7 protein-coding genes are annotated in these 15,814 nt (G+C 37.9%); all 7 read left to right on the top strand.

What is annotated here, in order from left to right; genetic code table 11:
- Window position 1: 1 nt before the first annotated feature.
- Window positions 2-850: a metallophosphoesterase gene (locus B9A18_RS21070; protein WP_084291534.1), complete on the top strand. Its 849-nt coding sequence runs from the start codon at window positions 2-4 to the stop codon at window positions 848-850.
- Window positions 851-1,125: 275 nt separating this feature from the next.
- Window positions 1,126-2,526 (top strand): sulfatase, encoded by a 1,401-nt coding sequence (locus tag B9A18_RS21065; protein WP_084291533.1) that lies wholly within the window; start codon window positions 1,126-1,128, stop codon window positions 2,524-2,526.
- Window positions 2,527-2,585: 59 nt separating this feature from the next.
- Complete coding sequence (gene cslA / locus B9A18_RS21060; protein WP_084291532.1) at window positions 2,586-4,694, top strand: chondroitinase-AC; 2,109 nt, start codon at window positions 2,586-2,588, stop codon at window positions 4,692-4,694.
- A gap of 15 nt (window positions 4,695-4,709) precedes the next feature.
- Window positions 4,710-5,846 (top strand): glycoside hydrolase family protein, encoded by a 1,137-nt coding sequence (locus B9A18_RS21055; protein WP_084291531.1) that lies wholly within the window; start codon window positions 4,710-4,712, stop codon window positions 5,844-5,846.
- A 23-nt stretch (window positions 5,847-5,869) separates the two neighbouring features.
- Window positions 5,870-8,365 (top strand): polysaccharide lyase family 8 super-sandwich domain-containing protein, encoded by a 2,496-nt coding sequence (locus tag B9A18_RS21050; protein ID WP_200816420.1) that lies wholly within the window; start codon window positions 5,870-5,872, stop codon window positions 8,363-8,365.
- A gap of 56 nt (window positions 8,366-8,421) precedes the next feature.
- Entirely contained in the window at window positions 8,422-12,465 is a 4,044-nt protein-coding gene (locus B9A18_RS21045) for a hybrid sensor histidine kinase/response regulator transcription factor (RefSeq protein WP_084291529.1), read from the top strand.
- Between the two features lie 196 nt (window positions 12,466-12,661).
- Window positions 12,662-15,802, top strand: coding sequence for a SusC/RagA family TonB-linked outer membrane protein (locus B9A18_RS21040; RefSeq protein WP_235005399.1), 3,141 nt, complete (start codon window positions 12,662-12,664; stop codon window positions 15,800-15,802).
- Window positions 15,803-15,814: the final 12 nt, after the last annotated feature.

Raw genomic sequence — 15,814 nt, 5'->3', positions numbered from 1 at the left:
TATGAATACTATAAAGTTTCTAAGATATAAGAGTTTGATTATTGTTGCAGTGCTATTACTTCTGTCTTTTTCCAGAAGTACTGCACAAAAAGTAGCTAAGCAACCTTTGGTTTTTATTCAGATGACAGATACCCAGTTTGGATTTTTTGAAAATGATCAGAAGTTTGCCAAAGAAACTGAAAACTTTGAAAAAGCCGTGGCCACAGCAAACCAGCTGCGCCCGGCTTTTGTAATTATAACTGGCGACCTTGTCAATCTGATGGGCGACCCGGCACAGATCGCAGAGTATAAACGAATTGCTGCAAAACTAGACCCATCAATTAAATTGTATAGTGTCCCTGGGAACCATGATGTAGCCAATAAACCTACGCCTGAAATATTAGCAGCCTATCGAAAAGAGTTTGGAGCTGATTATTATACTTTCAAAAAAGGAGACCTGTTTGCTATTGTAGTTAATTCTGGCCTTATCTCGGATGCATCAGGAGCAACAGAAGAGAGTGAAAAGCAATATAAATGGTTGGAGTCGACATTTAAAAAAGCTAAAAAATCTGGATGTAAATCTATCGTTGTATTTCAGCACCATCCTTTTTTTCTTGAAAATCCAGATGAGAAAGATCAGTATTTTAATATCCCAACCCCAATTAGAAAGAAATACCTAAAGCTGTATAAGGAAAATGGTGTGAGCCATATTTTTGCAGGTCATCTCCACAGAAACTCTTTTGGTAAAGATGGCGAAATGGAAATGGTCACTACCGGACCAGTAGGCAGACCACTAGGTAAAGACCCTTCAGGGTTTAGAATCGTAACCGTAAAAGATGGTAACATCAATCATACCTATCAGGCGTTATAATTAAAGGCATAAAAGCAAGAATATAGTCAAAAGATAAACTAATCCCCCATATTTGAACTGTTTCCCCCCCTCTTATCTGTAGTTTAAATGCAATATTTGAATCTTGTAAGAATCAAATTTCAAGACAAAACCAAATATGAGCTGTTTACTTTACCTTTTTTTATTGATCTGCTGGCAGTCTGCAAGTAGTTATGCACAAATGCAGACCGACATTTGTGAGGATGCCGTTCCTAAAGATTGGCACTCAACTAATGGAAGACTGAGCCTAAAATAGAATGAAGAAATTAATAATTGTGGCATTGCTCATTGCTTGTTTGGCAGATCCGATTTTTGCGCAGCATAAAACTTCAGATAAACCCAATATAATCGTCATCGTTAGTGACGACGCAGGATATATAGATTTTGGTTGCTATGGTGGCACCCAAATCCCCACGCCAAACATAGATGCTATTGCTAAACAGGGTGTACGTTTTACGGATGCTTATGTCTCTGCATCGGTATGTGCCCCCTCAAGAGCTGGTTTGCTAACCGGGCGCTATCAGCAACGCTTTGGTTTTGAACATAATACTTCCAATCTGGTTGCCCCTGGATATAAATTAACCGATGTTGGGATGGATCCTGCAGAACAAACTATCGGTAGTGAGATGCAAGCTAATGGTTATAAGACAATTGCAATAGGTAAATGGCATCAGGGCAAAGAGAAAAAGCACTTTCCTTTAAACCGGGGATTTGATGAGTTTTATGGCTTTATAGGAGGTCACAGAGATTTTTTTGCTTATAAAAATAAGCCATCCCATGAACTTGCATTGCATGACAAGAATGAAATTGTTCCAGAAAGCAAGGTTACTTATCTGACAGACATGTTAACAGATAAAGCAACAGATTTTATCAAGGAAAATAATAAAAAACCGTTCTTTATGTATCTTTCTTATAATGCGGTACATACACCAATAAATGCCAAAAAAGATCTGATGGGCCGTTATGCAAGTATAGCAGATCCAGGCAGACGTGCTTATGCGGCTATGATGACATCACTGGATGATGGTGTAGGGAAGGTAATGGAGATCTTAAAACAACAAAATCTGGACAAGAATACGCTGATTGTTTTCGTCAATGACAATGGTGGAGCTACTGTAAACTCTTCGGATAATGGCCCACTACGTGGGATGAAAGGATCGAAATGGGAAGGCGGTATAAGGGTAGCCATGATGATGCGTTGGCCGGGACATATTGCTCCAAATAAAACTTATAGCAAAGCCGTAAGTTCTTTGGATATATTGCCAACTTCTATAGCCGCAGGCAAAGGCAAACAAAAAGGGACTAAAAAACTAGATGGCGTAAATCTAATCTCTTACATTAACGGAAAAAATAAAAATGCACCGCATGAAGCACTTTATTGGCGTCGAGGAATTGCTGCTGCGATGAGGGAAGGCAATTGGAAATTGATCAGGGTTAAAGAAAATGTTTTACTGTTCGATCTTTCTAAGGACTTATCAGAAACCACAAACCTGGCAGGTAAAAACCCAGGAAAGACAAAAGAAATGCTGGCCAAACTAGCACAATGGGAAAAAGGACTGGATACCCCACACTGGACAAGTTCCTATGGAGATAAAAACCAAATCATGAAGCACCGTATGGAAACTACAGGTCGTGAGATGGAAAGAATGTATCCGTAATGCATAAAGTGTTTAAATAAATCTGTATCAATAAGCTCGAGAGCTCCTAAATAAACCAAATGAAGAAACAACTAACCTTAACTTTTATACTTTTATTCTCAGTATTTACATACCAGTCTGTAAAGGGGCAATCCGGGAATACAAATGATGTAGTAATGGCGCGAATATTGGCCGACCTTAAGTCGCCACTACGTTCTATAGATCGAGCCGCAGAAAAGAGTTTCGTAAAGTTACTGGCTAATGGTAGCTGGAAAGATATTGACTATACTGCCAATACAATTACTAAATGGCAGCCAGGAGATCATTTGCTAAGCGTACAGCAACTCATACAAGCTTATATTGAGAAGAAAAGTCGCTATTATGGTGATGAAAAAGTATTTGCCGGTATTACTAAAGCATTAGAATTCTGGTATAATGCAGACCCTAAAAGTAGCAATTGGTGGCATAATGAAATCGCCACACCTCAGGCATTAGGCGAATTGCTTATTCTGATGCGTTATGGCAACAAGAAATTAGATGCTGGTCTTCAGACCAAATTAATAGAAAGAATGAAAAGGGGGAATGTGGAAAGCCAGGCCGGCGCAAATAAAACAGATATCGCTTTGCACTATTTCTACCGTGCATTATTAACCAACGACAAGCCCCTGTTGGATAAATCTGTGGAAGAGCTTTTTTACCCTATACAACTTGTTTACAAAAAGGAAGGTCTGCAATATGACTATGCATACTTGCAGCATGGTCCGCAGTTACAAATTTCAAGCTACGGGGCGGTATTTATAACTGGTGTCTTAAAGCTGGCCAATTATGTAAGAGATACGCCTTATGCGATGAGCGCCAAAAAACTTGAGATATTTTCAAAATACTACAGAGACAGTTATCTAAAAGCAATCAGAGGTAGCTATATGGATTTCAATGTAGAAGGACGTGGTATAAGCAGACCGAATATTTTAAGAAAACATGGTGAAAGAAGTCGTTTAGAAGTTGCTAAAATGATAGACTCTGCTCATGAAGACGAATGGAATGCAGCCATAGCCAGAACAGACAGCACAAAAAGCCCGGATTATAAAGTCTCAGCTTATCATAAACAATATTGGACTGGCGATTATACCCTTCATTTACGACCATCATATTCTTTTAATGTGCGTACAGTAAGTACACGAACCAAAAGAAGTGAAGCCGGTAATAAAGAAAACTTGTTGGGGAGATATTTATCTGACGGAGCAACCAACATACAGCTGCGTGGTCCTGAATATTACAACATTATGCCAATATGGGAATGGGATAAAATCCCTGGTGTAACCAGCAGAGATTACGCAGTTGACAGACCCTTGACTATATTCTGGGGCGAAGATGGTCACAACGCTTTTTCCGGTGGAGTATCTGATGGTTTGTATGGTGCAAGTGCCTATGCTTTAGATTACGATAGTCTGGAAGCAAAAAAATCATGGTTCTTTTTTGATCATGAAATTGTATGCCTTGGTGCAGGTATTAAAAGCAACACGGCCCAAAATATTACAACTACGGTTAATCAAACCTGGTTAAATGGACCGGTATTGAGTTCAGTAAATGAAGCTCAGATCGGAAAGGGTAAAACGCTTGAAATTAATGAAAAAGGACAGAACTGGCTGTTGCATGATGGGATTGGCTATTACTTTCCGCAAGGAGGAAACATCAGCTTAAGTACACAAACACAGAAAGGAAGCTGGTATCAGATTAATAATTCAAATTCAAAAGATGAACTCTCTGGAGATGTATTTAAATTGTGGATTAACCACGGGACTAAACCTGCAGCAGAAAAATATGTTTATGTTGTATTACCAGGAGTAAAATCCGGTTCAGAAATTCGGAAGTATAATCCAGCAACTATACAAATTCTTGCCAATACAGCAAACCTGCAAGCCACTTATCATAAGTCATTAGATATACTTCAGGCAGTTTTTTATCAGCCAGGAACAGTGGTTTTACCAACCATAGAAGTTAAAGCAGATAAGGCTTGTGTATTAATGGTGAAAAATATTAAAGGGAAAACCGTGGTTTCCGTAGCAGACCCGCTGCAAAAAGAGAAAACAATGACCATACGTATTAAAGATGCAAAAACGGGTAAGGAAGTTCCATTTGTTTTTAACCTGCCACAAAATGAGTTGGCTGGTTCAACCATAAGCTTATAAAACTATTTAACAATAATGAAAAAGATATATATACAAATCATGATGCTTTTTGTTGGCTTGATGACATACATGCCAGTAAAAAGCCAAAAAATAGAAAATGTGGAAGAACTGAAGAAAAATTCCAAAAACGAGATATTCGGAAATTTGGGAAAGGCATTCAGAGCTCCATCAATGCAAATGGAAAACTATTGGGTTTGGGGTAGTTCTATTGTTCAGGATAAAGCGGGGAAATATCATATCTATGCCTCACGTTTTCCGAAATCATTGCCTTTCCATCCAGGTTGGATGGTGGCATCAGAAATTATACACGGAACAGCTGATGTGGCACAAGGACCGTACAAATTTTCGGATGTTGCACTCCCTGCCCGCGGAGCGCAATATTGGGATGGCCGTTCTACACACAACCCGCGGATACTATTCTTCAAAGACAAATATTATCTGATCTATATGGGTTCAACGCATCCTTTTGAAGAGCCGCGATATGATCAACTCACACTTGATAGTAAATGGTGCATTGTTGGCAGGAGCAATAAAAGAGTAGGATTAGCAGTTTCTGATAGTCCTTATGGACCATGGAGGAGATTAGATGAGCCTATTTTGAAAACTAGGCCGAATACTTTCTATAGCTTCCTCACTTCGAATCCTTCACCCATGCTCCAGGAAGACGGATCAGTAATGATGATCTTTAAAGGACGGTCGCATACAACAGATGGAAAGTATTCCAGCATGGCATTGGGGATGGCTTATGCTCCAAATATAAATGGACCTTATCGCGTGTTGAATGATGATAAACCAATTTTTAATGTCGAAGAACAAGGGGAGGCTGAAGATCCTTTCTTGTGGAAAGACAAAAGAGGATATCATGCTATTTTCAAGGACCATGTTGCAAAATTTACTGGAGAACGTGGTGGTGGTGTGATGGCACATTCCAAAGATGGCATCAAGTGGGTAATGGACAAAGACCCAAAAGCATATTCTAAAACTGTAGCCTATGAGGATGGGAAGGTTGAATTACAAGGACAGTTAGAAAGGCCCTTTATCTTTTTCGAAAATGGAAAACCAGCGTACCTTTTCTTTGCTACGATGGATGGTCCAGGTGGGTTTGAAAATGCTACCAAATCATGGAATATGGTGATTCCATTTAAAAAATAATAATCAATCTAAAACTTAATCACATGATGAATAAAACGCTTTTGTTTGTTTTATGTTTTACAGTTATTGTATGTTCTACCTTTGCACAGCAAACAGAACGGAAATATGCCTTTGATAATTACCATAAGTATCAAAGGCAAGCCTTGCAGGTTAAAGACCCTGCGAAAGAAACAGCAATAGAAAAATTCAGACAAAACTATGCCCTTAATGGGTATCGTCGTGATCACCTAAGAACTAAAATGACCTGGCAGGAATGTATAAACAGTTTGGATGATCATGGCCAGTTTAGTGATATGGTTAGTAAAGAACAACAATATGTAGCTCAGGAAGCATTTACAAAAGCGAGTCAGGATACGCAACAGGAGATTGGTGTGTTTCTAACCGAAGCTTCACAACGTATATGGCGAATTGCTGATGCTGTTCATTCTAAAGAGTTAAAGGCCAATGTAGCATTATCCGATAAATATTGTAAGGCAATTTTACATTATGGTGGACTGGAGATTAGTCGTAATAATAAGAGCAGTCGTTTTCATGCATCTTGTTTCGCAATACCTACTGCTGCGGTAAATATTTATTTTGTCTTCCTGCCCCAAATGGATGGTATAGGAGAGAATACCACTAACAACAAACAACTGAAGGATGTATCTGATATGCTTAAAGTCCTTGCGCTTCAATGTTGGACACAACCATTGCGTCAGGATAGTACAGATGATAATGTAGTTCAGATAGAACGTTTTAGAAACCATGTATGGTGGGTAGGTGGTAATGCATTGGCATACCGCCCGCTGTTACCAACAGCAATGATGTACAAATCTATTCCTATGATCGGTCTGCTAAGTGAACTGAGTCAGAAAAGTATCAGTGCAGTATCACAAACAACATATGATAAAGCTTTTTGGAATGAAGGCTTTACAGTCGATGGAGCCGGATGGGGACATGGTAAACAAAGTTTGGTGTGGGGATACCCAATAGATGGTATGAACAGTGCGCTAGGCATGCTAAGTACTCTTAGAGGTTCATCCTGGGCCCGAAAATTAAGTACCGAAAATACCGCCTGGTTGATGAACTTCTTTCGTGGTGGAAATTGGTACTATTACAATGGATACACTCCGCTGTGCACCGACCGATATACTGCGGTTTATTACAATCAGGAAAAGAAAAGCATAAGATATTCCTCTTTAATAAACCAGGTTATTAAAGACTGGATGGATTCTTTTTCTGCAGAAGAACAGAAAGAACTTCTACAATTGAAAAAGGAAATCAGTAAAATGGAGATCAATATGGAAAACTATCCAGTTGGTGAGTATTCAGGGACACGTTGGCTCTTTAATAATGACGACTTGATAAAACGGACTAAAGACTATTATATTCATATTAATATGGCTTCTGCCCGCTGCGATGGATTAGAAGGAGCCACTGGTTTTGCTGATGAATACAATTTTTTTAATGCCGATGGACTTACCTTTTTTATGAAAAAGGGGGATGAATACCATAAAATTATTGGCGCCTGGGATATAACTGCATCTCCAGGGGTAACTGCAAGAACAGGGATGAATAAAATTACTCCGGTAACCAACTGGAGAGGCTATACCAGTAAACATAACTTTGCTGGTGCGGCAACTTACGGAGGAGAGAATTCTGTTGCAGGTTTTATATTTGAAAAGATGGATGCTTCTACTAAAAATGGAGTAAACGATAAAGGGAATCCAAATGGCATTAAGAATGAAACCATCTATGGTGTTAAAGCATACAAATCGTATTTCACTTATGGCGATTATATGATCGCTTTGGGGGCAGGAGTAAGTAATCTTAACCCTTCATTAGCTGGGGATATCCATACTACGATTGATCAGACATCTGTAGATTTTGAAGAGAATTTGTATGTAGTTAAGGATGGCAAAAGTCAATCTATAGATATTGATAAAGGCCCTCAGTCTTTTTTCGATAAGGGAAAGGCGCTATGGATGCAACAAAAGGATGGATTTGCTTATACTGTTTTACCCGAATATGTAAAGAAAGCATATTTTACCTATGAAAAAAATGTAAAAAATGAATGGGTGAAACGCAATAAGTCAAATTTACCTAATATTTCTAAACTGCCAGCTACAAGTAATATACTTCGACTTTGGGTTGATCATGGCCAAACTCCGGTTAATGATTCCTATGGTTATGTCGTTTATTGCGGAAAAAAGCTGCCAGGAAGCAACTTGCCATTTAAGGTATTACGTAATGATACGACAATCCAAGCCATACAAAGTCAAGATGTAAAGGTTGTTCAGGCCGTTTTTTATAGTAGCAAAGAGTCATTGGTAGCAAAAAATATGCGCCTCTCTGTATCAGATCCGACAGTTGTATTGATTGAAGACTTTGGAACTGAATATAAAATTACTCTGAATGATCCAACAATGAATCCGACATTAAAAAGGGTAAGGTTAACCATTGATGCAAAGAAGATCGATGTAGAAATGCCCGTGCAAGAGTATTGTGGTAAGCCAGTTACGGTCACCCTGAAAAAGTAAGTATTTGATAAATTTTTTGATTATTTTAGGCAGCAATATTAGGAGGCCGCAAAGAAATGCTTTTCAGAAAATTTATAATATTTGTTGCGCTATTATTTATATCGATCCGTATAAATGCACAGAAAGCAACAGTTTACGAGGATATTAAATTTATAAACATTTCTTTAAATCAAGGGCTCTCACAAAGTTCGGTATTAAGCATCTTACAAGATCGTAAGGGCTACATGTGGCTGGGAACCAGAGATGGATTGAATAAATATGATGGAGTAAGATTTGTAAAGTATAGATACAATTCCAGAGACACAAACAGTCTTAGTAATAATGTGGTTAGAACGTCCTGCGAAGATGAGTATGGAAATTTATGGATAGGGACAGCTAGTGGTCTGAATAGGTATAATGCACAAGTTGATAATTTTGTTCGCTATAAATTAGCGCAGAAAGGTAACCAAAAGCAAAATGATATATTATCCCTTAGTCCAGATCGTAAAGGAAACCTTTGGGTAGGAACGGCACAAGGCTTGTTTAAGCTGGATATAAAAAAGGGAACAAAGGTTCTCTATCAGCATAAAGAAAAGGAGCAAGGTAGTTTGTCTGCCGATATTATACAGGCCTTGTTAAAAACACCGGACGGAAACATCTGGGTCAGTACTAACAAGGGCGTTGATCAATACCGACCTGTATCAAATAGCTTCGTACATTATCGCCTTCCTGAAGTAGCAGGTACAAACACGAACTTCATAGCTTCTTTATATTTAGATAAACAGCAGAATCTGTTACTGGGTTACAAAGGTGGACTAGCCATTCTTAACAAGAAAAATAATGCTTTTGAACATTATAAAATAGGGACAAACTTTATCACAGATCCTGTGAGATCCATAAAGGAAGATGGTCGTCATAACTTATGGATAGGAACCTATAATGGGCTATACATTTTTAATATAACCGATAAAAGTATCACGCGATATCAACATGATGAAAACAACAACAGCAGTCTGAGCCAGAATTCTGTTTATAGTATATGTAGAGATCAAATGGGTGATATGTGGGTAGGCACTTACTTTGGTGGAATAAATTATTATAGCAGTAGTTATAATAGGTTTAAACATGTGACAGCTGGTAATAACAACCGTACGCTTAACTATAAAGTGGTAAGCTCCATTATCGAAGATGATGCACATAATCTTTGGATTGGTACAGAAGGTGGTGGTATTAATTTTTATAATAAAAAGACAGGAATCTTCACTTATTATACACATTCCGAAAAAGATCCTAATAGTATTAGTGCTAACAATGTAAAAACAATGTTAATGGATAAAACCGGTGGCTTATGGATCGGTTTACATGATGGTGGACTAAATTATCTGAATACATCCGTTCGGCCATATCGGTTTAAAAAAATCAACAGTGGTATTGAAGGTAACCTTAGCAGCAATAGGGTGGTCTCATTATTTCAGGACGAGACAGGTTATATATGGATTGGTACTTCTGGCGGGGGATTAAATAGATTAAATCCTGTTACGGGTAAAATAATACGTATTGTTCAGAATGAAAAGATCCTAGGTGATATTGTTTATCTGATAGCAGCCTCTTCAAAAAGTGGACAGGTTTTAATAGGAAGTAATGCTGGTCTGGTCGAAATGGATATAAATACTTTGCAAAGCAGGCAAATAGTATTTAATGAGGCCAATAAAAATAATGCACCTCCTCCGGTATTGTCCATTTATAATAAATCTGGGAACGAGCTCTGGGTGGGTACTGAAGGTGATGGCCTTTATAGCTATAATCTCCTGACTAAAAAAAGCAAACATTATGGAATATCCGAAGGCTTACCTAATGATGTTATTTATGGTATTTTACCTGATGCAAAGAACAATTTATGGTTAAGTACCAATAATGGCCTCAGCCAATTACAGGTGTCATCTGGTAGAATAAAGAACTTTGATGAATCGGATGGTTTACCTTCAAAAGAGTTTAATTATGGAGCAAGTATGCTTAATAAAGTTGGACTGCTGTACTTTGGTGGAACCAATGGTTTTTGTTTCTTTAATCCCGATCAGATAACCACCAATACTTATGTCCCGCCCGTATATATTACCGAAATAAAGGTGAATAATCAATTGATCAACGCTTGGGATGGAGAAAAGGAAATAGAACTGGCTCATGACCATAACATGTTGAATTTTACCTTTGTCGCACTAAACTATTCTCAGTCACAAAAGAATCAGTATGCTGTTCAGTTAGAAGGTTTTGATAAAGACTGGAACGATTTGGGCAATACCAATTCACTAACCTATACCAATCTGGATGCCGGGACCTATACATTTAGAGTAAAAGCTTCTAATAATGATGGGGTGTGGAATAAAAATGGCACAAGCATTAAAATACATATAGCAACTGCACCCTGGAAAACATGGTGGGCATATTCCATCTATGCTATAATTATATGCTCCATCTTATTTCTGATGAGACGGCAAACTTTGCAGCGGCTTAAAGTGCGTAATGAGCTGGCAGCAGAGCGAGGCGAAAAGGAAAAAATGAAATACCTGAATCAGCTGTTCACAAATATCTCTCACGATTTCAGAACACCACTGACATTGATCATGAGTCCTTTAAAGCAAATGATACAGTTGGAAAAGGGAGATGAGTATGTGCAAAAGCAACATCATGTGATGTATAAAAATGCAATGGCACTGATGATGCTGATTAACCAGTTGTTAGATCTTAAAAAGAGTGAAAGTACGACAACAACATTACAGGTTTCGCAACAGAATATTGTACCTTATCTGGAAGAAATCAAATCTTATTTTGATGAGTATGCCAGGGAAAGAGAAATTCACTATTATTTTGAAAGTACCGATCCTGTAATTATGGTCTGGTTTGATGGACTGCAATTTCAAAAGGTTATTTACAATCTTTTATCTAATGCATTTAAGTTTACACCCAACGGTGGCACAATAACATTAAGGGTGACAACTAATGATTCAGATAATGTTAATATTGAGGTTCTGGATACTGGATCGGGAATACCTGATGCTCATATTAAAATGATTTTTGACGAGTTTTATCAGGTTAAACAGGGGCATGGAACTGGTATTGGTCTAGCTTTGGTTAAAAACATTGTAAACATGCATCACGGAAATGTGGAAGTGCAAAGTGTTGAACATCATGGTAGTGCCTTTAAGGTTAGCTTGCCTATAAAAAAACTTAGACCTTCTGGTTATAACATGTATGGTTCTGAAATTGTAAGTCCGGTAAATCTGCCCGATATGCCTTGGCAATATGATTTGCCTCAATTGCCTGAAATCCCCTTCACGTATGATGAAAAGCGTGCATCTATTTTAGTCGTAGATGATAATGACGACCTGCGTCGATTTATTTCTGGCTTGTTTAGTGTTGCTTACAATGTTTATAATGCAGAAAATGGAGCAGAGGCCATCAAAATAGCTAGTCAAAAAAGTATAGATGTAGTAATAAGTGACGTGATGATGCCTGAAATGGATGGTATGGAGTTCTGTAGAAGAATGAAATCAAATATACTAACAAGTCATATACCTATATTGCTCATTACAGCAAAAGCGACCTTTGAGTCAGAGAAATCTGGATATGAACTAGGTGCTGATGCATACATCACAAAGCCATTTGATCCGGATGTGCTGAGTATCAGAATTCATCATTTGCTGGAATCAAGAAAAAAACTGGTAGAGAAATATCACCGGGAATATATCATGCAACCAGCAGGCAATGCATTCGTAGAGACTGCTTCTCCAGATGAACAGTTTCTAAAGGATTTTACTACCATTGTTGATGAGTATTTGATGGAACCTGATTTTACAATTGATGTGTTGGTGAAAAAGATAGGCATGAGCAGGTCTGTATTGTATCGTAAGTTAAAAGCATTAACAGGACAGTCAATTGCGGAACTTGTTAAAACTATAAAGCTAAAAAAGGCAGCGCAGTTACTGATGACTACCAATATGTCTGTTTCAGAAATAGCCTTTGCTTTGAATTTTAATGATCAAAAGCATTTTCGTCAATCGTTTAAAACACTTTTTAACCAATTGCCTTCTGCTTATCGAAAGCAAATGGATGATGAGACCTAAATCATACATTTAAAAGATTTTCATTCTATGTTCAGTTCTTTTTTAGATAAAATAGAACTGCAAATATTGGGTAATTGATCAGTCAGCCCCCTTAAATAGACTTATAAATACCGCTTTTGCTGGGATTTTCCTGTGTAAATTTGTTAATAATGATCTCCTAGATTATTACAAAAAACCAAATTTAAACTTTAAATGTATGAGAAAGATTTACCTCTTTGTAGTGTGTATGATTTGTGTCTTTTCCGCTTTTGCCCAACAAACGCGTAGGGTTGAAGGTAAGGTTACAAATCAAAGTGATGGCACCCCGTTGGTTGGTGCAAGTGTACTTGTTAAGGGGAGCAAAGTTGGTGTTACAACTAACAGCGATGGAAAGTATTTAATCAATGTTCCTTCGCAAGGAAATAGTACCCTGGCTTTTAGCTATACCGGTTACCTAACCAAAGAAATGGTGGTAGGTGATAATAGCATTATTAACTTAAGTCTTGCCGAAGACAGCAAATCGCTGAACGATATTGTTGTAATAGGCTATGGAACCGTTAAAAGGAAAGATCTGACGGGATCTGTAGGTCAGGTAAATATGAACGACCTCAGCAAAGCCCCGGTTAGGTCATTCGACGAAGCTCTAGCAGGTCGTGTTGCTGGTGTACAGGTTACTTCATCAGATGGACAGCCGGGTTCAGGAATAGATATTGTAATCCGTGGAAACAACTCGATTTCCCAAGCCAATTCCCCCTTGTATGTAATTGATGGGTTTCCTATAGAAGATATGAACAATAATGCGATTAACCCACAGGATATCGAATCTATAGATATTTTGAAGGATGCTTCTGCAACAGCTATCTATGGAGCAAGAGGTGCTAATGGAGTAATTGTAATTACGACCAAAAAAGGAAAAACCGGCCCTCCTGTATTTAGCTTTGGCAGTTCATTCAGCACGCAACAAGACATAAAAAGATATAAATTACTGGATCCTTACGAATTTGTGAAACTCCAACTGGAATGGGATCCGACACTAGTTTCTTCAACAACATTCCCAAGTCCAACAGAAACTTATTTAACGGGTCCTGGTAAAACACTGGATGATTATAAAACTGTAAAAAGCATCGATTGGCAGGATAAGGTATTACGCACTGCCCTAATGCAGAATCACAATCTATCTGTAAATGGCGGAACTGAAAAAACTAAATACGCCTTATCAGGTTCTCTAATTGATCAGGATGGTGTTATGATTGCTTCAAACTATACCAGATATCAAGGCCGTTTAGTTCTTGATCACCAATTAACAAAGAAAATAAAAATAGGAATCAATACCAATTACAGTTATTTACAACAAACTGGTAGCAGTCCTGCACAAACTATTTATAGTGCCACATTGAACACTATGTATTCTGTTTGGGGTTATAAACCTGTAGAAGCAGGTGGAGTAGACCCGGATTTGGACGCTCTGTTTGATGATGATGTTAATCCTGCTAATGATTACCGTGCAAATCCTATTCTTAATTTAAAGAACACTTATAACGTAAATATCGGACGCAGTTTGATAGCTAATGCTTATTTGGAATACGAACTTATGCCTGATTTAAAACTTCGTGCTTCTGGCGGAATTGTTAACAATGAGGGAGAAAAACGACTTTTTTCTAACAGCAACACCAGTTCAGGCCGGGGCTCCAATGGACCTAATGGTAGGATTGATTATTCTAAATCTTTCAACTGGCTGAGTGAAAATACTTTAACATGGAACAAACAATTCAACAAAAAACACAACCTAAACCTTTTAGGAGGATTCACTTTACAAAAAGGAACAGGTAAAAGTTACGGAAGAGGAGCCAATAAAATACCTGAAGGAATGGGTCTTATGGACGGCTTAGACCAAGGCATTGGATATAGAATTGATACTTTTCAATCTTTATGGACAATGGGCTCTTTTCTGTCAAGGGTAAATTACAATTATGATTCCAGATACCTTTTAACCGTGTCGATAAGAGCCGATGGCTCATCTAAGTTTCCTGCTGAGAACCATTGGGGGTATTTCCCATCGGGCGCCCTTGCGTGGAATTTTAAAAATGAACATTTTCTCAAAAACAGCAACCTGTTATCTGAGGGTAAATTGAGATTCTCTTACGGACAAACGGGAAATAACAGGGTAGGTGATTTCGATTACCTGACTAAATATTATAACCCTGTAGGAAGTGCCTATGCATTCAATAACCAGTATGTAGATCCCGTAGTTGCAATTAATTTAGGAAATGACAAACTAAAATGGGAAACTACTGAGCAAGCAGATCTAGGACTTGATTTAGGATTCTTTAATCAACGCATCAACTTAACTACTGAGGTTTATAGAAAAAAAACCAAAGATTTATTACTAAGAGCTGATCTTCCTACTTCATCAGGTTTCGCAACCGCTTATAAAAACATAGGCTCTGTAGAAAACGAAGGATTGGAATTTACCTTAAACACGGTAAATATAAAAACACGTCATTTTAATTGGAATACTTCCTTTAACATCTCATTCAACAGAGGTAAAGTACTTGGTCTGTCAGACAACCAAACAGAGTTAACAAGCTATATTTCATGGGATAGTCCATTTAATACTATCCCTGGTTATATTGCAAAATTAGGTGGTCCACTAGGTGAAATGTACGGTTTAATCTCCGAAGGGACCTATAAACTCTCTGAGTTTGACCAACCTACACCAGGCAAATACGTCCTTAAGCCAGGCACTGTCACTAATGGTAATTCAGCGCCTTTAATACAACCAGGAGATATAAAATACAGAGATGTTAATGGTGATGGAAAGGTTACTGCCAGCGATTATACAGTAATTGGTCATGGTTTACCAAAACATACCGGGGGATTCACTAACAATTTCAGTTACAAAGGATTTGATTTGAATGTCTTTTTTCAATGGTCTTATGGAAATGACATTATGAATGCAAACCGAATTAAGTTTGAAGCAGGTGGTGGCAATTATTTAAATCAATTTGCGAGTTATAAAGATCGCTGGACATTTTCTAATCCTGATTCTGACTTGCCTCGTGTTAAAGGAACTCAAGGCGCAACAAGTGGTTATACCAGTAGGAATGTAGAAGACGGTTCTTATCTAAGACTTAAAACAGTGTCTTTCGGATACACCTTCGAGAATGAATTGATTCGCAGGTTAAAGTTAAAATCTTTGAGGTTTTATGCTTCAGCACAAAACTTAGTCACCTGGACCAAATACTCAGGAACAGATCCGGAAGTCAACACTAAAAGATCTGCTTTGACATCAGGATTTGATTACTCAGCCTATCCAAGAGCTCGTGTTATCACTGCTGGATTAAACGTATCATTTTAATAATTTAAAAAT

This window comes from Pedobacter nyackensis, assembly GCF_900176505.1.
GTDB lineage: Bacteria > Bacteroidota > Bacteroidia > Sphingobacteriales > Sphingobacteriaceae > Pedobacter > Pedobacter nyackensis.
The sequence above is the reverse complement of the archived record's forward strand: the minus strand, read 5'-3'. Positions and strand labels throughout refer to the sequence as shown.

Coding starts and splice junctions, on each gene's coding strand:
- B9A18_RS21070 (WP_084291534.1), top strand. CDS start 2: ATGAATACTATAAAGTTTCTAAGATATAAGAGTTTGATTATTGTTGCA.
- B9A18_RS21065 (WP_084291533.1), top strand. CDS start 1,126: ATGAAGAAATTAATAATTGTGGCATTGCTCATTGCTTGTTTGGCAGAT.
- cslA (WP_084291532.1), top strand. CDS start 2,586: ATGAAGAAACAACTAACCTTAACTTTTATACTTTTATTCTCAGTATTT.
- B9A18_RS21055 (WP_084291531.1), top strand. CDS start 4,710: ATGAAAAAGATATATATACAAATCATGATGCTTTTTGTTGGCTTGATG.
- B9A18_RS21050 (WP_200816420.1), top strand. CDS start 5,870: ATGATGAATAAAACGCTTTTGTTTGTTTTATGTTTTACAGTTATTGTA.
- B9A18_RS21045 (WP_084291529.1), top strand. CDS start 8,422: ATGCTTTTCAGAAAATTTATAATATTTGTTGCGCTATTATTTATATCG.
- B9A18_RS21040 (WP_235005399.1), top strand. CDS start 12,662: ATGAGAAAGATTTACCTCTTTGTAGTGTGTATGATTTGTGTCTTTTCC.